The organism is Hymenobacter sp. BRD67 (genome assembly GCF_013256425.1).
In the GTDB taxonomy this organism is placed as follows: Bacteria; Bacteroidota; Bacteroidia; order Cytophagales; family Hymenobacteraceae; genus Hymenobacter.
Map to the genome: position 1 here is coordinate 389,191 of NZ_CP053904.1, position 15,331 is coordinate 404,521.

13 protein-coding genes and 1 pseudogene are annotated in these 15,331 nt (G+C 60.2%); 9 read left to right on the top strand and 5 right to left on the bottom strand.

Features of this window, described 5'->3' with window-relative positions; genetic code table 11:
- The first annotated feature begins 334 nt into the window (after positions 1-334).
- The 3 genes from GKZ67_RS01755 to GKZ67_RS22900 all read left to right on the top strand — a co-directional run bounded on the left by GKZ67_RS01755 (position 335) and on the right by GKZ67_RS22900 (position 2,515).
- A complete protein-coding gene (locus GKZ67_RS01755; protein WP_173240885.1) occupies positions 335-1,393 on the top strand; it encodes a stage 0 sporulation family protein in 1,059 nt (352 codons plus the stop codon).
- Positions 1,394-1,988: 595 nt separating this feature from the next.
- On the top strand, positions 1,989-2,327 hold the full coding sequence (locus tag GKZ67_RS22895; protein WP_254245003.1) for a gliding motility lipoprotein GldH: 339 nt from the start codon (positions 1,989-1,991) through the stop codon (positions 2,325-2,327).
- Entirely contained in the window at positions 2,327-2,515 is a 189-nt protein-coding gene (locus GKZ67_RS22900; RefSeq protein ID WP_254245004.1) for a gliding motility lipoprotein GldH, read from the top strand. The genes GKZ67_RS22895 and GKZ67_RS22900 overlap by 1 nt, the downstream gene beginning before the upstream one ends.
- 57 nt (positions 2,516-2,572) lie before the next feature.
- Here the strand turns inward: GKZ67_RS22900 and GKZ67_RS01765 are convergent, their stop codons facing one another.
- Complete coding sequence (locus GKZ67_RS01765) at positions 2,573-3,973, bottom strand: mercuric reductase (RefSeq protein ID WP_173240886.1); 1,401 nt, start codon at positions 3,971-3,973, stop codon at positions 2,573-2,575.
- A 515-nt stretch (positions 3,974-4,488) separates the two neighbouring features.
- Between GKZ67_RS01765 and GKZ67_RS01770 the strand changes: the two genes are divergently transcribed.
- The gene (locus tag GKZ67_RS01770) at positions 4,489-5,382 is read left to right on the top strand and encodes a DUF2231 domain-containing protein (protein ID WP_173240887.1); all 894 of its coding nucleotides are present in this window, start codon (positions 4,489-4,491) and stop codon (positions 5,380-5,382) included.
- A 1,031-nt stretch (positions 5,383-6,413) separates the two neighbouring features.
- Here GKZ67_RS01770 and sucD read toward each other — a convergent pair.
- Positions 6,414-7,295: a succinate--CoA ligase subunit alpha gene (sucD, locus tag GKZ67_RS01775; protein ID WP_173240888.1), complete on the bottom strand. Its 882-nt coding sequence runs from the start codon at positions 7,293-7,295 to the stop codon at positions 6,414-6,416.
- Positions 7,296-7,435: 140 nt separating this feature from the next.
- Between sucD and GKZ67_RS01780 the strand changes: the two are divergent.
- Positions 7,436-8,410, top strand: a pseudogene (locus GKZ67_RS01780) (PLP-dependent cysteine synthase family protein); the annotation flags it as partial.
- Positions 8,411-8,480: 70 nt separating this feature from the next.
- Positions 8,481-8,894 (top strand): response regulator, encoded by a 414-nt coding sequence (locus GKZ67_RS01785; protein WP_151087584.1) that lies wholly within the window; start codon positions 8,481-8,483, stop codon positions 8,892-8,894.
- 115 nt (positions 8,895-9,009) lie between these two features.
- Here GKZ67_RS01785 and ade read toward each other — a convergent pair whose 3' ends face one another.
- Positions 9,010-10,671, bottom strand: a complete 1,662-nt coding sequence (gene ade, locus GKZ67_RS01790; protein WP_173240890.1) for an adenine deaminase — start codon at positions 10,669-10,671, stop codon at positions 9,010-9,012.
- Positions 10,672-10,986: 315 nt separating this feature from the next.
- Between ade and GKZ67_RS01795 the strand changes: the two genes are divergently transcribed.
- From GKZ67_RS01795 to cmk, 3 genes are read left to right on the top strand one after another with little or no spacing between them, the layout of a single operon-like run.
- Positions 10,987-11,619 (top strand): hypothetical protein, encoded by a 633-nt coding sequence (locus tag GKZ67_RS01795; protein WP_173240891.1) that lies wholly within the window; start codon positions 10,987-10,989, stop codon positions 11,617-11,619.
- Positions 11,620-11,678: 59 nt separating this feature from the next.
- A complete protein-coding gene (locus GKZ67_RS01800) occupies positions 11,679-12,086 on the top strand; it encodes a hypothetical protein (RefSeq protein WP_173240892.1) in 408 nt (135 codons plus the stop codon).
- 33 nt (positions 12,087-12,119) lie between these two features.
- Positions 12,120-12,827 (top strand): (d)CMP kinase, encoded by a 708-nt coding sequence (gene cmk / locus GKZ67_RS01805; protein ID WP_173240893.1) that lies wholly within the window; start codon positions 12,120-12,122, stop codon positions 12,825-12,827.
- Positions 12,828-12,858: 31 nt separating this feature from the next.
- On the opposite strand, the gene GKZ67_RS01810 is transcribed toward cmk, so the two are convergent.
- Positions 12,859-13,800 carry a hypothetical protein gene (locus GKZ67_RS01810; RefSeq protein WP_173240894.1) on the bottom strand — a complete coding sequence of 314 codons (942 nt, stop codon included), beginning with the start codon at positions 13,798-13,800 and terminating at the stop codon, positions 12,859-12,861.
- A gap of 4 nt (positions 13,801-13,804) precedes the next feature.
- Entirely contained in the window at positions 13,805-15,271 is a 1,467-nt protein-coding gene (locus tag GKZ67_RS01815) for an MBOAT family O-acyltransferase (protein WP_173240895.1), read from the bottom strand.
- Between the last annotated feature and the right edge of the window lie 60 nt (positions 15,272-15,331).

The window sequence follows — 15,331 nt, forward strand, 5'->3', positions numbered from 1 at the left end:
AGTGGCCCGCCGTTTCACGCTCGCCCAGGAAGAGCTGGCCATTATGGGCAACAACCAGCGTAAATTTCAGGTCCGGGAGCAGCTTAGCTGGAGTGGGCTGCCAGCAGCCCGCCCGGTGCACGGATTTGGAAAAGGCTCTAGGTAAGAATTGGTCGAAACTGAGCGCAGGTGGGCGCCGACAGCCGCCGCATCTGGCTCCAAGGAGCCGTGCTGAACAGCGAGCGGTAGTTTCTTTCCAAACTTTTCGCCTTGCCGAATGGGTTATCTTTGCTAAGTTCCCCCTTTCGTGCGGCCTCTCTGGCGTGGCCGCCTCATCTATAGATAATTCAGCCTCATGGCTTGTGCTACTTGTTCATCCGGCGGCGGCTGCTCTACCAGTAAGGTAGGTGGCTGCGGCTCCAAAGGCGGCTGCTCTTCGGGCGGCTGTACCCGGCTTAATGTATTTGACTGGCTCGCCGACGTAGATATGCCCAGCGACTTTCGCGGGTTCGACTGCGTGGAAGTTCGCTTTAAGGGCGGGCGCAAAGAGTTTTTTCGCAACGATAAATTTCTGCCGCTGGTTACCGGCGATGCGGTAGTAGTAGAGGCCGCCGGCTCGGGCTGGCACCTGGGCCACGTCTCGCTCAAGGGTGAGCTGGTGCGCCTGCAGATGCGCAAGAAGAAAGTGCCGACCGACTCGCGCGATATTCGCCCCATTCTGCGCGTAGCCACTCCCGATGATGAAGAGCGCTGGCAGGCCGTGCGCGACCTCGAAAACGGTACCATGTTTCGGGCCCGCGCGGTTGTGGACGAGCTGCGCCTCAAGATGAAGCTCTCCGACGTCGAGTATCAGGCCGACCGTACGCGGGCGCTCTTCTATTATTCTGCCGAAGACCGGGTTGACTTTCGGGAGCTTATCCGGCGGCTGGCCGACGAGTTTCGGGTGCGGGTAGAGATGCGCCAGATATCGCTGCGCCAGGAAGCCGGCCGCATCGGCGGCATCGGCGTGTGTGGCCGCGAGCTGTGCTGCTCTACCTGGCTTACCGACTTTAAAGCGGTGAGCACCACCGCCGCCCGCTACCAGAACCTGAGTCTCAACCCGCAGAAGCTGGCCGGCCAGTGCGGTCGCCTCAAGTGCTGCCTCAATTATGAGCTGGATGCCTACCTCGATGCCCTGAAGGATATTCCGCAGGTGCAGCGCCCGCTACAAGTGGCAACGGGCGAGGCGTTTTTGCAGAAAACCGACATCTTTCGCAAGCGCATGTGGTTTGCCTTCAAAGGCGACAACAATTGGGTGATGCTGGGGGCCGAGCGCGTGCGCGAAGTGCTGGAAATGAACAAGCGCGGCGAGAAGCCTGATACCCTGCTGGCCCGCGCCAGGAAGAGGAGGTCGCTCCCGCTGTTTCGACCCTGATGGAAGGCGAGCTCGACCGCCTCGACGACCAGATAAAAGCCGGCAGCAAGCGCGGCAAGCGCAAGCGCAAAGACCGCAGCGAGCGCCCCACCGGCACTCCCGAAGCCAACGCCGCTGCTACGGCTGCCGAGCCACGGGAGCCCGCGAAAGCCGGGAACCGCGCCGCCGCGAACGTCCTGAAGGCAGCCGTTCGGCGCGCGCCGAAGGCAGCCCGCGGCCGCCACGACCCGAGAGCCCAACCCCCACGCCTCGGGTCGACGCTGCCCCCGGCGCCGCGCCGCTGCCGGCCGAATCCCAGCCCGAGCCGCGGGGCCGGCGCGGGGCGGCGGCCCGGCCACTCAACCGTCGGGGCGGCCGCAATCGGGAAGGTGGCGAAGGCGCTGGCTCTCGCCCCGAGCAGGAGCCGCGCCCGCGCCGCAACGACCCCGCCGCGGGCCAGCAAAGCCCGCGCCCGCCCCGCGAAGGCGGCGACCAGCCCCGCCCCGAAGGTGGGCAGGGTGGTCGTAGCCGGGGCCGTCGGGGCGGCAGCGGCCGGCGGGGCGAAGCAGGTACTACTTCGGCTTCCTCTACTCCTCCAAGCGCCTCTTAAGCTATTATGCAGCTCTCTCTTGCTTCTGCCACCAGCAGGGTCCGCCGCAATGGGCGGGCTCTGCTGGCATTGGCCGGCCTGGCCAGCCTTAGCGCCTGCGACCCCAACCGCGTGTATGAGGAAAACGTGGACCTGAAATCGCCCACCGGCGACGCGTACGTATGGGATGTGCAGCAGCGCCCGGCCTTTACATTCACCATTACCGATACCACGGCGCGCTACAACGTGTTTTTTAACGTGCGTAACGCCTCCGGTTATGGGTTTTATAACCTCTATCTCAAGCATACGCTCACCGGCCCCAATGGTCGGCCCGTCGGGCCCCGCTATTGCACCAGCTTATCCTGATGAACCCCAAAACCGGCGAGCCGCTGGGCGCGGGCACCGGCGATATCTTCGACCACCAGTTCCTGGCCCTAAAGCAGCAGCACTTTGCCCGGCCAGGGGCTTATAAGCTAACCCTGGAGCAGTACATGCGCCAAAACCAGCTGCCGGGTATTATGGCTGTAGGCGTGCGCGTAGCGAAAATCAAATAGGGGGAATAGTAAGAGCACTGTTCGATAGGCTAAGCAAAGCGACAGCACTCACTTTACTCAAACGGCTTTCATTTCCTTCCACAGCACATTTAGCCCTTCGGCCCACACGGGGTGCGCGATGACCATCTCCTCCAGCTGCTGATAGCGGAGGCGGCCCATCATGGCAATTTGCAGCATGGTCATGATTTCGCCAGCTTCGGGCCCTACGATGGCGGCCCCGAGCAGGCGGTCGTCGGGGCCTACCAGTACCTTCCAAAAGCCCGTGAGCTGGCCCGTTTGCTGGGCCCGACTGATGTGGCGCACGGGCAGCTTGCCCAGCCGGTAGGCAATGCCTTGTTCCCTGGCCTGCTTCTCGCTCAGGCCAATGCGCCCGAGGGCGGGGTCGGTAAACACGCAGTAGGGTAGGGGGCGCTGCCGGGCCGAGCGGCGCGGGCCCTGGTGCAGCAGGTTGTTGCGCACTACCCGAAAATCGTCGTAGCTCAGGTGCGTAAACTGCGGCCCGCCGTGCACATCGCCCAGCGCAAAAATGCCGCGCACATTGGTTTCGAGCCGGCTGTTTACCCGAATATACCCGTCTTCGTCGGTGTTGATGCCCGCCAGCTCCAGGCCGAGGCGGTCGGAGTTGGGCTGGCGGCCGGTAGCTACCAGCAGGTGCGTGCCGTGCAGTCGGCGCTCACCCTGTTTGGTACTGATTGTCAGGGTATACTGCCCGGCCGCGCTCCGCGAAACGTGCCGGGTATCGGCGTGCATACTAAACTCCACGCCTTCGTGGGTGAGCGCTTGCTGCAACGCCTCGCATACGTCGCCGTCTTCGTGCTCCAGCACCTGCCCGCCGGCTTCGATGATGCTCACGCGGCTGCCGAAGCGCCGAAACATTTGCCCGAATTCCAGGCCGATATAGCCTCCACCCACTATAAGCAGGTGCTCGGGTACTTCCGGCAAGTCGAGCAGCTCGGTGGTCGTCAGAAAGCCGGCTTCGGCCAGGCCCGGTATGTCGGGTACGGCGGCGCGGGTACCGGTATTGATAAAAATCTGTTTGGCGCTAATAGTACTGACTTTCTCCGGAGTTTCCTGCACCCGCACCCGGTGCGGCGCGGTGAAGGCGGCATGCCCGTGCAACACCCGAATGTTGTCGTGCGTCGGCGCCAGCGACTCGCGCAGGCTGTGGCGTGACGTGGCCAGCAAAGCATTTTTGCGGGCGATAACGGCCGGCATATCCAGCCGGGCACCGCCAGTCAGCTGCACGCCCAGCTCGGCGGCCGTGCGCACATCGTGCATTCGCCTGGCCGAGGCTATCAGGGTTTTTGTTGGTACGCAGCCGTAGTTGAGGCAGGAGCCGCCCAGCTGTGCTTCTTCTACCAGCACTACGGTGCGGCCGGCTTCGGCCAGTGCGCGGGCCAGCGGGTTGCCGGCCTGGCCCGAGCCAATGATAAGCGCATCACATGAGTAATCGGACATAGGAAAAGGCGAGAGTATCGGAAGGGTATTACCGCCGCTGTTACGCAAAACGTGAGGAGGTGAACGGGCTGCCTGCAACGCTTCGCCCATAAGTAGTAGCTGGCTAATATTGCAGTGCCTCCCACTTGCCAGCCAAGCTTCCGGAAACCTGTTTATACTGTTGCGTATGAGTTTCAATTTTACAGGAAATGAATGCCGCACCTGCTTATTCCTGGTAATGGCCGGGCCGCTGAATCACCTGCTGGTACGCGGTGGCATATAAATAGCTGACCTATCAGTCTGCGGCAATTGTTAGCTCATCCTTTACAACACAACCGTAGAAGCCACCTGTGAAGAATAGTCTTGCGGCTCTTCAGCAGGAGCCAGGCGGCCGGCACAACCTGCCGGAAGGTACGGCGTACAGGAATGTAACGGTTCGGCGTGAGGCGTAGCCAGTCGGTGCTTCGGCTTTCTAGTGCAGAAGCTGGCTTCCTCACCGCCTCATTTCATAGTTTACTAACCTAGACCAGCACTCCATGACGCAGGAAACCATACTGGATACCATAACCCGGCAAGACTGGCTGGGCACGGCCGGCGATGCTATTCAGCCCGCTGTGATACAGGCATTTGAAGCTGGTGGAGAAGCAGGGCAGAAAATCAAGAATTTTCTGCATGGTACCTGGCTCGGCCATCCGCTGCACCCGATTATTACGGATGTGCCCATTGGGGCCTGGACGACGGCCGCCGTACTGGATGGCTTGTCGTTGTGCGGCCAGCGCAAGCTGGCGCCGGGTGCCGATGCGGCAATTCTTATCGGCCTGGTTGGCGCAGTAGGGGCAGCCATAACCGGCCTGACCGACTGGACGGGCACAACCAAGAAAAAGCGCAAGCTTGGCTTGATGCACGGCCTGCTGAACATTGGGGCTACGGCGCTTTATACTACTTCCTATCTATTACGGCGGCAGCAAAATTCGCGCGGCGCGGCCATTGGCTTATCGCTGCTGGGCTATGGCGTGGTGTCGGCTTCGGCTTACCTCGGCGGGCACCTGGTCTATGGTGAGCAGGTAAGCGTAGACCACACGGCCACCTCAGTCGAATACCCGAGTGAGTTCGTCGGCGTGCTGCCCGATGTCGACTTGGCCGAAAATACCATGCAGCGCGTCGAAGCCGGCAGCGTGCCGGTGCTGCTGGCCCGCAAGAACGGAGAGATTTTTGCCATCGCGCACACCTGCTCGCACCTGGGCGGCCCGCTCTCCGAAGGCACGCTGCTGCCCGATGGCAGCGTGCGCTGCCCGTGGCACGGCTCGGTATTCTCCCTAAAAGATGGCTGCGTGCTGGCCGGCCCCGCCACCGAGCCGCAGCCCAGCTTCGAGGTGCGCGTGCAAAACGGGCAAATCGAGGTGCGCCTGGCCCATACAAAAAGCGCTTGAAGTACTTAGCGCTGGCTGGTGCATATGATTTACGGACTAAGTTCTGTAGTACAAAAAAGCTCCGATATAAGTCGGAGCTTTTTTGTGTACATAGGCTGCGGTAAAAAGCATTGCTCGCTATTACTTGCTTTCAAAAAACTTGCTGACCGGGCATTAGCCACCGCATAGTAGATATGCTGTTGGTAACGATACCATGCGAGACGCACTGCGGACGGTAGATTTTCGCTAAGAACCCCCGCTCGTTGGTAAAATCCGCGTTATGCTATTCAAATAGTACCTCCACTAAGGGCACTTCCTTACTAGTTGGGAAAGGCTGCCAAATGGCAAGGTGGCCGCCCCGCATCCAGTAGTTAACCGGAAGAGCCGATGGTTTTGCCGCCAGTATTTTAGGGACACTCGATGCCGGCAGTATGCGCAAGGGGGCGTTAGGGGCATTACGCTGCCCTATTGTATAGCAGTCCGCGCAAATGGAATGAGCAGTTGCCGGTGAGTTGGTAGTGTATTCATCGGGCGTGTTACCCAAGCCTTCGAGCACGATAAAAAACCTTTATTAGGCACCGGCACCGACTTGCTTGCCCAAGTAAGTAGCAGCGGCTTTGTTGCTGCCTGTAGTACGGGCTCAGTTAAGACCAGTTGGGTAGGTGCTAGGTCATCATCAGCTGGCGCGCCAGCATCGGTTACACTGGCTAGGCGTACCCGTATTTGACCCCTGGCAGTATCACGTCCAAAAGCCTGTAAGTAGACCCTAACCCCAGTGAGCGCGCGCTGGCCATCTGCAGGAGCATAAAAGTGTAATGCATAGCTTGCTCCTGGGCTCGCCGCCCAAAAAAGCCGCGCCTGAGTTTGCCCGATGGCTTTGCTAATTGGTTGCGTAAACTATCAACTGGTAACGAAGCGGATACTTCCTGAGCCCGCAGAGGGACAGTAAAACTGCCTAGCCCTAGCGCTAGTAAGCTGACTTTAAGCATAAGTAGATAAAAAAGCCGCTGCTAAGGTAAGCAGCGGCTTCTCCAGCTTATTAAAGGCAAAAATTACTTGCCGCCCAGCACGCGCAGCATGGTATCGCCAATCTCGGCGGGCGAATCCACCACGTGGATGCCGCACTCGCGCATGATGGCCATTTTGGCGGCGGCTGTGTCATCGGCCCCGCCCACGATGGCACCGGCGTGGCCCATGCGGCGGCCGGGAGGGGCCGTCTGGCCAGCGATGAAACCTACCACGGGCTTCTTGTTGCCGGTTTCCTTAATCCAGCGGGCGGCTTCGGCTTCCATGCCGCCGCCGATTTCACCAATCATGACGATACCTTCGGTTTCGGGGTCGTTCATCAGCAATTCCACGGCCTGCTTGGTGGTAGTACCGATGATGGGGTCGCCGCCGATACCAATGGCTGTGGTCTGGCCCAGGCCGGCTTTGGTAAGCTGGTCAACGGCCTCATAGGTCAGCGTGCCCGACTTCGAGACGATGCCCACGCGGCCTTTCTGGAAAATAAAGCCGGGCATGATACCCACTTTGCACTCGCCGGCCGTGATAACGCCGGGGCAGTTGGGGCCCACCATCGTAATACCGGGGCGGTCCTTGAGGTAGTGCTTCACCGCAATCATGTCCTTGGTCGGAATGCCCTCGGTAATGGTCACGATGACTTTAATACCGGCCTGCGCAGCCTCCAGAATGGCATCGGCCGCAAAAGCCGGGGGCACGAAAATGATGCTGGTATCGGCCTGGGTAGCGGCTACGGCATCGGCCACAGTGTTAAACACGGGCCGGCCGAGGTGCTCGGTGCCGCCCTTGCCGGGCGTTACGCCGCCGACTACCTGGGTGCCGTAATCCATCATTTGCTGGGCGTGGAACGAGCCTTCGGAGCCGGTGAAGCCCTGCACGATGACCTTGGAATCTTTGTTGACGAGAACGCTCATGGGCGGCTAACTTGTTGGGAGGAATTAATTGGGGCAAAAGTAGGGCCGGGGCGGGCATTACGCACACGGTCGGGCCCGGCCGCCCGGCTTCTTACCTTTGTGGGCTCATTGCCTTCTTATTTCCCCTCCCAGCACCTAGCATGTATTTCAACCATATTATTGATACCCTCGGCAATACGCCGCTTGTGAAGCTTAACAAAGTCACGGAAGGTATAAAAGGCACTATACTGGCTAAGGTAGAGTATTTTAACCCCGGCAACTCGGTGAAAGACCGCATGGCGCTGCGCATGATTGAAGATGCCGAAAAGGCGGGCCTGCTGAAGCCCGGCGGCACCATTATCGAGGGCACGAGCGGCAACACCGGCATGGGCCTGGCGCTGGCCGCCATCGCCAAAGGCTACAAAACGGTGTTTGTGATGAGCGACAAGCAAAGCAAGGAAAAGCAGGACATTCTGCGCGCCGTGGGCGCCGAGGTGGTCGTCTGCCCCGTCGATGTAGCCCCCGAAGACCCGCGTAGCTACTACTCAGTGGCCCGGCGCCTGAATAAGGAAACGCCCAACTCGTTCTACCCCAACCAGTACGACAACCTTTCTAACACTGCGGCGCATTACGAGGCTACCGGCCCCGAAATATGGGCCGGTACCGAGGGTAAAATTACCCACTTCGCGGCTGGCGTGGGCACGGGCGGCACCATCTGCGGCACCAGCAAGTACCTGAAAGAGCAGAATCCCAATATCTTCACCTTGGGCCTCGATACCTACGGCTCGGTATTTAAGAAATATAAAGAAACCGGAATATTTGACCAGAATGAGATATATCCCTATAAAACGGAGGGAATCGGTGAAGATATTTTGCCCAAAAACGTTGATTTCGACGTTATCGACCAATTTATTAAAGTATCGGATAAAGACGCGGCCCTAATGACGCGCCGCTTGGCCAAGGAGGAGGGCTTGTTTGTGGGCTGGAGCTGTGGCTCGGCTGTATTTGGCGCTTTAGCCTATGCCCGTGAGCATCTTACTGAAGCCGACACGATGGTGATTATCCTGCCCGACCACGGCACGCGCTACCTGGGTAAGATATATAACGACGAGTGGATGGTGGCGCAGGGCTGGCTCTAACCCCACGCTTGGCTTGCTAAAGCGAAGGGCCGGGGGTATCTTCGTAGACTTAAATTTAAGATGCTGTATGACCGACGCACTCAATCATATTGTGCTGATAGAGGATAACGAGACGACGAGCTTTCTGAATAATAGATTGCTAAGTCGCTTGGGTGTGGCCCGGCAGGTCAGCTCCTTCACAAAGGCCGACGAAGCCTCGCATTTTTTGTGGGGTGATAAGCACCCCGAAATTACCCCCGACCTGGTTTTTGTAGACCTGAAAATGCCGGGTATGAGTGGCTTCGATTTTCTGGAGCGCTACAGCCAGCTGCCCGCCGAGACGCAGGAGCGCACGGTGGTAGCGGTGCTGACTACTTCGATGCACGCCGCCGACACCGCCCGCGTGGCCCAGTACCCCAACGTGGAGTATCTCACCAAACCCCTGACCGAAGAAAAAATGCAGCGCCTGCTCGCCAAGCGCTTCGCAAACAGCGTAAGCTAAGTATAGAAACTTCACTGCCCACAAAAAAAGGCCGTTCTGCCAAGCAGAACGGCCTTTTTGGTGGAGGCTACCGGCTGGATTGGTATAGGGCTAAATATAGTAAATATGCTGTATTTTACGACACAAACTCAAACCGCTCGCCGTCAAACAAGCCTTTATCGCTGAGCTTAAGGCTGGGAATAACCAGCAGCGCCATAAACGAGAGGGTCATAAACGGGGCTTGCAGGCCTGAGCCAAGCTGCGTCTTAGCAAAACTATCAAGCGCTGAGTAGGATGCCGCCACCTCCGGGCCGGGGCGGTCCGACATGAGTCCGGCTACGGGTAGCCGCACTACGTGCTCGGTGCCAGCGGCATCGACCGCCGCCAGGCCTCCCTGCGCCGCCACTACCAGGTTGATGGCGCGCGCCAGGCTGGCGTCGTCGTAGCCCACGGCCGTAATATTGTGCGAGTCGTGGCCAACACTGCTGGCCAGGGCGCCCTGCTTCAGCCCAAAGCCTTTGATGAAGGCCACGGCTGGCGCGGCCCCCGGCGTGTAGCGATTGAGGACCACCAGCTTGAGCACATCCTGGGCCGGGTCGGGCTGAAGCTGGCCGTCGACGACCGGCAGCTCCAGGTTGCGCCGCGCGGTAATAAGCTGCCCATCAAAGCATTCGATAACCGGGTAGGTTGCCTGCTCCTGGCTTGCCCAAGGCGCTGGTAAGGTCAGGGCAGCCGGGGTAATCGGGGCAGCGTGAAAGTTATTGACCACTGCAACCGGCGTGGCGGGCAGCAGGCACTGGCCGTTTTCGGCCACCAGCTCGCCATTCAGGAAGGTTTTTTGAACCGTAAAATCAGTCAGATTATCAACCAGAATAAAGTCGGCATGGTCGCCGATGCGCAGCTGGCCCACGGGCAGGCCATAATGCGCAACCGGATTGAGGCAGGCGGCTTGCAGCACATCGAACACCGAGTAGCCGAGGGCCACGGCCCGTTGCACCAGCTGGTTGATATGGCCCAGCAACAGTGTATCGGGGTGCTTGTCGTCGGAGCAGAACATGATATTCTCGTAGTGCTGAGGCAGCAGCTCAATGAGGGCATCAAAGTTGCGGGCCGCCGAGCCTTCCCGAATCAGGATTTTCATGCCGGCCGCCAGCTTGTCCTGGGCTTCGGCGGCCGTAAAGCACTCGTGGTCGGTGCTGATGCCGGCGCTGGCATAGCACTCGGCATCGGCCCCTTGCAGGCCAGGCGCATGGCCATCCACGGGGCGTCCATAGCGGTGCGCCAGCGCTATTTTTTCCAGCACGCCGGGGTCGCGCTGCAACACGCCGGGCCAGTTCATCATCTCGGCCAGGTAGCCGATGGCAGGGTTTTGGAAAAGCTGCTCAATATCGGCGGCCGTAATGGTGGCGCCGGCCGTTTCGAAGGGCGTGGCCGGCACGCAGCTGGGCGCGCCAAAGCAAAACTTAAACGGGCCGGCCGCCGCATTGTCGAGCATATACTGCACGCCGGCCACGCCGAGCACGTTGCCGATTTCGTGGGGGTCTGATACCGTGGCTACGGTTCCGTGGGTAAGAGCCAGCCGGGCAAACTCGCTGGGTACCAGCAGCGAGCTTTCGACGTGCACGTGCGCATCGACAAAGCCCGGCAGCGCGTAGGGTAGGGCAGGGTCGGGGGCCGTAGCCCCGGCCACGGGCTCCACGGCCGCCACCCGGCCCGCTACCACGCGTAGCGTTGCCGGGCCCACCGTGCGCGCCGGAATATCAACCAGATTAACAGAGAGCACCAAATCAGCCGGCATACGGTTCAGGGAAAAGACGTTGGGCCCAGGCCGCATAGCGAATTGGGTCAGAAAAAAGTATTTTTGTAAAAAAAACACGCCGTGAAGCTATCAACAAATGACTGTTTACTGGCTCGGCCAGCCCTGTTTCTGGCCCTGGCAGCCCTGCTGGCTACCAGCAGCTGCGCCGGCCACGGCTCCTTGCAGCAGAAAACCCGCTGGTACCGCCACCATAGCGGCGGCAAGTCGGTGCCCTGTCCTTGTGGACATTAGTTGCAACTATTGATTTTATCCGGTATGTTAGCCACTGTTTTGCTTTACACAGCTATTTACCCGATGAAACATCTCTACAAGCTCAGTGCTCTGCTGTTAGTTGCTGGCCCGGTGGCTGCCCAGCAGACAGATGTGCCCCAAATGGCTCCGGTCGTAGTGATACATACGCCGCCCACCAGCTTTAAGACCGGAACCTACCAGCTAAAAAGAGGGAGCGACTGGAAGCGGGCCAAGCTGCTCTACGATGCCCGGAGCCTGAGCGTGAGCGATGCCAACCATAAGCCGCAGTATGCCCTGGTATATCCGGCCGATAGCGTACGAGCCTTCACGATTGGGCGTGATACATTCTCAATAGTGCAGGAGGTGGATATTCCGCGGCCGGCCCAGCATTACCCGAGCCTTATTACCCGCAACCTGTATCACCAGGCGGGTTTCTACGTAACTGAATACGTGGCTGTGCTGCCGGCCCCGCAGCCGCCGGTGGTGTATACCCTGCTCACGCGCCCGGCCCAGCCCCAGGCCCTGGCCGTGCTGCCGCCCAGTAAGGTGCAGTTCCGGATGGCCCTGGCGAAGGTGCTGCACGATTACCCGGCGCTCTCGCAGCAGCTCGAGCTGGACCCCAATATCATACCCGAGCAGCTGCCCGAGCTGCTCACTGCCTATGGGCGCTGGAAGGCCACCAGCGGCAGCAAATAGCCGGGTTTGCACAGCTGCCCGTCGCGTGCAGCAGCTCAGCTTCTGCCTACCTTCGCCCGATGCCCGAAAACACCCCCGAAGTAACTGCCCTGCAAGCTGCCGCCGAGCAGGTGCGCCAGCAACTGGGCCTGCCTGCCTTTGATGCCGCCGCCGTGCTGGAGCTCGACCACTTTATTGAGGTGCAGCGCACCGAGTTGGCGCCCTCCTCGCCCGACCGCGCGGGGGTAGTCACGGCGCTGGGGTGCTTCCTGGGCCAGTGCCTCGTGCAGGCCTACCAGGCCGAGTGGGCCGCCGGCCCCGACGGCAGCACCGGCGTCGGGCTGGCTAATCGGCTTTTTTTTAATCCTTTTTATTTGGTTAATCAGCAGCTGGATAAGGGCCCGGAAGCATCAGTAGCGGCCTTTTTCAGGTCGGTGCCGCAGCGGCTGGTGAGCGCCGCCGGGGCAAAAAAGCGCTGGATTTCGTAATCTTGCGGGGCCAATGGCCGTTTTCGCGTGTTTATGAAAAACCTCGTCATCGCCATTGATGGCTATTCTTCGTGCGGTAAAAGCACTACTGCGAAGGCAGTTGCTACCGAGTTGCACTATGCCTACCTCGATACCGGGGCCATGTACCGGGGCGTTACGCTCTTTTTACTGGAAAATGGCATCGCCTTCGACGATATGTCGCGGGTGGAGCAGGCACTGCGCGATGATATTCACATCAGCTTTAAGCGCAATCGCCGCACGGGCCGCAATGAGCTGTGTCTGAACGATAAAATCAGGGAGGATGACATTCGTCAGATGCGGATTTCCAACTCCGTGAGCGAGGTGTCGGTGATAGCGCAGGTGCGCCATGCCATGGTAGCCCAGCAGCAGCGTATGGGCCGTAAGCGGGGCGTGGTAATGGATGGCCGTGACATCGGCACCACTGTTTTCCCCGATGCGGAAGTGAAAATCTTTATGACGGCCGATGTGGAAGTGCGTGCCCGCCGCCGCCAGGAAGAGCTGGCTGCTAAAAACGAGCACGTAGCGCTGGCCGATATCATCGAAAACCTGCGCAAGCGCGACCACATCGACTCGACCCGCGCCGAAAGCCCCCTGCGCCGTGCCCACGATGCCGTGCTGCTCGATACCACCCACATTACCATTACCGAGCAGGTCGATTTTGTGTTGGATAAAGTCTCATCGGCGCTTTTTGCCGCCTATGCGCATAAGGTGAATGGGTAGTGGTTAATGAAAATTTTTTATTAATATATAGTTATTTGTTATTGTCCATCAAGGCAATATCTTCAGCCAGCTTCTGGCTGAACGCGCGGGCGGCCCCGCGCCAGAGGTGGTTACCGTCGGTGGTGAGGTAGGGCTGGCCCGCGTAGTTGAGATAGGGTACGCCCAGCGCGTGGCTGGTTTGCTGCATCTGCTGGTCGAAATAGGGCTGGTAAGCGGCTTCCAGGGCCGTCATGGCCTGGCCGGTGGGCACCCGCACCAGCACTACGCGGCCGTGCCCTTTTAAAAATGTGATAAGCTGGTGCAGGCTGGCGAGGCGCGCTGCCGAAGGCTGGCTGGCAGCCGCCAGCTGGTGGTAAGTAGCAAGACGCTCGGTTTCGCGCTGCCGGGTGCGGGCCGGAGTGGTAAGGGGCGAAGGCAGGGCAATTTCCAGCCAGCCATCGGGGTGCAGGCGCTCCACGACCTTGGCCGTATCGTGAAGTAACAATCGATATAGTGAAAAATTAATATAATGAGCGAGGTAGTCCAGATTAGGGTTCTGGCTGACGTTGCGGAGCTGGCCTATCATCAGTTTATCTTCGGGAAAGCCGGCCGGCGGCCGGGCCTTGGTAGGCCGCGCTACCGAGAGCGACCACGGGTCGACGGCCACTACAAACAGGCCATTGTGCGTGTTGGGGGCTAGTTTGCGCTGAATACTAGCCAGGTAGCTCGGGCCGTAGGGCGACTGGTAAAGGGTAAAGGCGTAGTTGAGCCACGGCCCTTCGAAGCGCTGACCCAGCCGGGCCTGCAGCACGGCGGGCAGCACCGCCTGCGCCGCCCGCGAAGTGCCTATCACCAGCGAGGCGGCCGGCGGCGTGGTAAAGCGCGTGTAAAACGCATCGAGGTAGGGCCGCCGTAGCGCCGGCCGCAGCAGCAGGCCAGCCACCAGCCCGACGCTGCCCAGCAGCAGCAGCAGCTGAAAAAGGAGCTTGCGCATAGCCTCAGAATTGGAAATAGATAAACTGAGTGCTGTTGAAAAAGCCCAGCAGCAGCGTAGCCAATAGCAGCGCTGCGTAGCCAACCCACCGCACCGGCGCGGCCGGCCGGCGCCAGCGGGCGGCCAGGGCCGGGTATTCGTTGCGCAGGTCTACGGCCAGCAGCAGGGCCACGGCGCCCAGCGTCACGGCCGCCTCAGGCGGGTAGTTCAACAGAAAGTGACCGGTGGTGAGCACGGCCTCGTGGGGCGTAAGCTGCCCCCAGCCCCGGAACAGGTGCGTGCTGATGTAAAGCGCATCGGGAAGAGTATTGGCCCGGAAAAAAATCCAGGCGTAGGCTACCAGCACCAGGGTAGAGGCTAGGCCCAACCCGTGCAATAGCCGCGGGCGAGCCGCCAAACCCAGCGCCTGGGCCAGGGCCGCACGGGCGGGTTTGGTATAGCCTTCGGCCACCAGGTACAGGCCGTGGAGGGCTCCCCACGCCACAAACGTCCAGTTGGCTCCGTGCCAGAGGCCGCTCAGCAGAAAAACCGTGAATAAGTTGGCGTACGTACGGGCCTGACCCCGGCGATTTCCACCCAGTGGAATATATACGTAGTCGCGAAACCAGTTGGAAAGCGACATGTGCCAGCGCCGCCAGAAATCGCCCACCGAGGCTGCAAAATACGGCTGCCTGAAATTGAGCACCAGCTGGTAGCCCAGCACCCGCGCCGCGCCGCGCGCCAGGTCGGTGTAGCCCGAGAAGTCGGTGTAAATCTGGATGGTGAAGCCCGCCACGGCCAGCACCAGGGGCAGCCCCTGGTACTGCCGCGGGTGGTCGAAGATGGGCGTCACCATCTGGGCCAGGCGGTCGGCGATAACTACTTTTTTAAACATACCCCAGGCCATAAGGCGCAGTCCGCTGGCCACCCGGCCGTAGTCGAAAGCATGGGCCTGACGAAACTGCGGCAGCATCTGCCCGCCCCGCTCAATGGGGCCGGCCACCAGCTGCGGAAAGAAAGCCACGAATAGCGCAAAGCGCCCCAGGTTTTGCTCGGCTTCCAGGCGGCCCTGGTAAACATCTACTATATAGCCTACCGACTGAAACGTGTAGAACGACACGCCTACTGGCAGCGCCAGCGCCAGCGTGGGCGCCACCAGCGGCAGGTGCGCGGCGGCGGCCAGCTCCACGGCAGCATCGCGAAAAAAATTAAAGTACTTGAAAACGAATAGGGTACCCAGGTTACTAGCTAGGCTGAGGTAGAGCCACGGCCGGCGCTGCGGCCTGGTTGCCAGCCGGCTCATGCGCACCCCGCTGAAGTAGTCGAGCAGGGTAGTAGCGGCCAGCAGCGCGCCATAAATGGGCCGCCAGCTTAGGTAGAAGTAATAGCTGGCTACCAGCAGCAGAGGCCCCCGCCAACGGGCCGGCAGGCTAAAGTACAGCCCGACGACCAGCGGAAAAAAGACAAGAAAATGAAGCGAGTTGAATAGCATCGGCCAGGAGTGGGGCCGCAAAGTTCGTCGGAAAGTGCTATGCCGGGCAGCCCGCCTACC

Excerpts from the sequence above, each read along its gene's own strand:
- GKZ67_RS01765 (WP_173240886.1), bottom strand. The coding sequence starts at position 3,973 with ATGTCCGATTACTCATGTGATGCGCTTATCATTGGCTCGGGCCAGGCC.
- cmk (WP_173240893.1), top strand. The coding sequence starts at position 12,120 with ATGAAAAACCTCGTCATCGCCATTGATGGCTATTCTTCGTGCGGTAAA.
- GKZ67_RS01770 (WP_173240887.1), top strand. The coding sequence starts at position 4,489 with ATGACGCAGGAAACCATACTGGATACCATAACCCGGCAAGACTGGCTG.
- ade (WP_173240890.1), bottom strand. The coding sequence starts at position 10,671 with ATGCCGGCTGATTTGGTGCTCTCTGTTAATCTGGTTGATATTCCGGCG.
- GKZ67_RS01785 (WP_151087584.1), top strand. The coding sequence starts at position 8,481 with ATGACCGACGCACTCAATCATATTGTGCTGATAGAGGATAACGAGACG.
- sucD (WP_173240888.1), bottom strand. The coding sequence starts at position 7,295 with ATGAGCGTTCTCGTCAACAAAGATTCCAAGGTCATCGTGCAGGGCTTC.
- GKZ67_RS22895 (WP_254245003.1), top strand. The coding sequence starts at position 1,989 with ATGCAGCTCTCTCTTGCTTCTGCCACCAGCAGGGTCCGCCGCAATGGG.
- GKZ67_RS01810 (WP_173240894.1), bottom strand. The coding sequence starts at position 13,800 with ATGCGCAAGCTCCTTTTTCAGCTGCTGCTGCTGCTGGGCAGCGTCGGG.
- GKZ67_RS01815 (WP_173240895.1), bottom strand. The coding sequence starts at position 15,271 with ATGCTATTCAACTCGCTTCATTTTCTTGTCTTTTTTCCGCTGGTCGTC.
- GKZ67_RS22900 (WP_254245004.1), top strand. The coding sequence starts at position 2,327 with ATGAACCCCAAAACCGGCGAGCCGCTGGGCGCGGGCACCGGCGATATC.
- GKZ67_RS01800 (WP_173240892.1), top strand. The coding sequence starts at position 11,679 with ATGCCCGAAAACACCCCCGAAGTAACTGCCCTGCAAGCTGCCGCCGAG.
- GKZ67_RS01795 (WP_173240891.1), top strand. The coding sequence starts at position 10,987 with ATGAAACATCTCTACAAGCTCAGTGCTCTGCTGTTAGTTGCTGGCCCG.
- GKZ67_RS01755 (WP_173240885.1), top strand. The coding sequence starts at position 335 with ATGGCTTGTGCTACTTGTTCATCCGGCGGCGGCTGCTCTACCAGTAAG.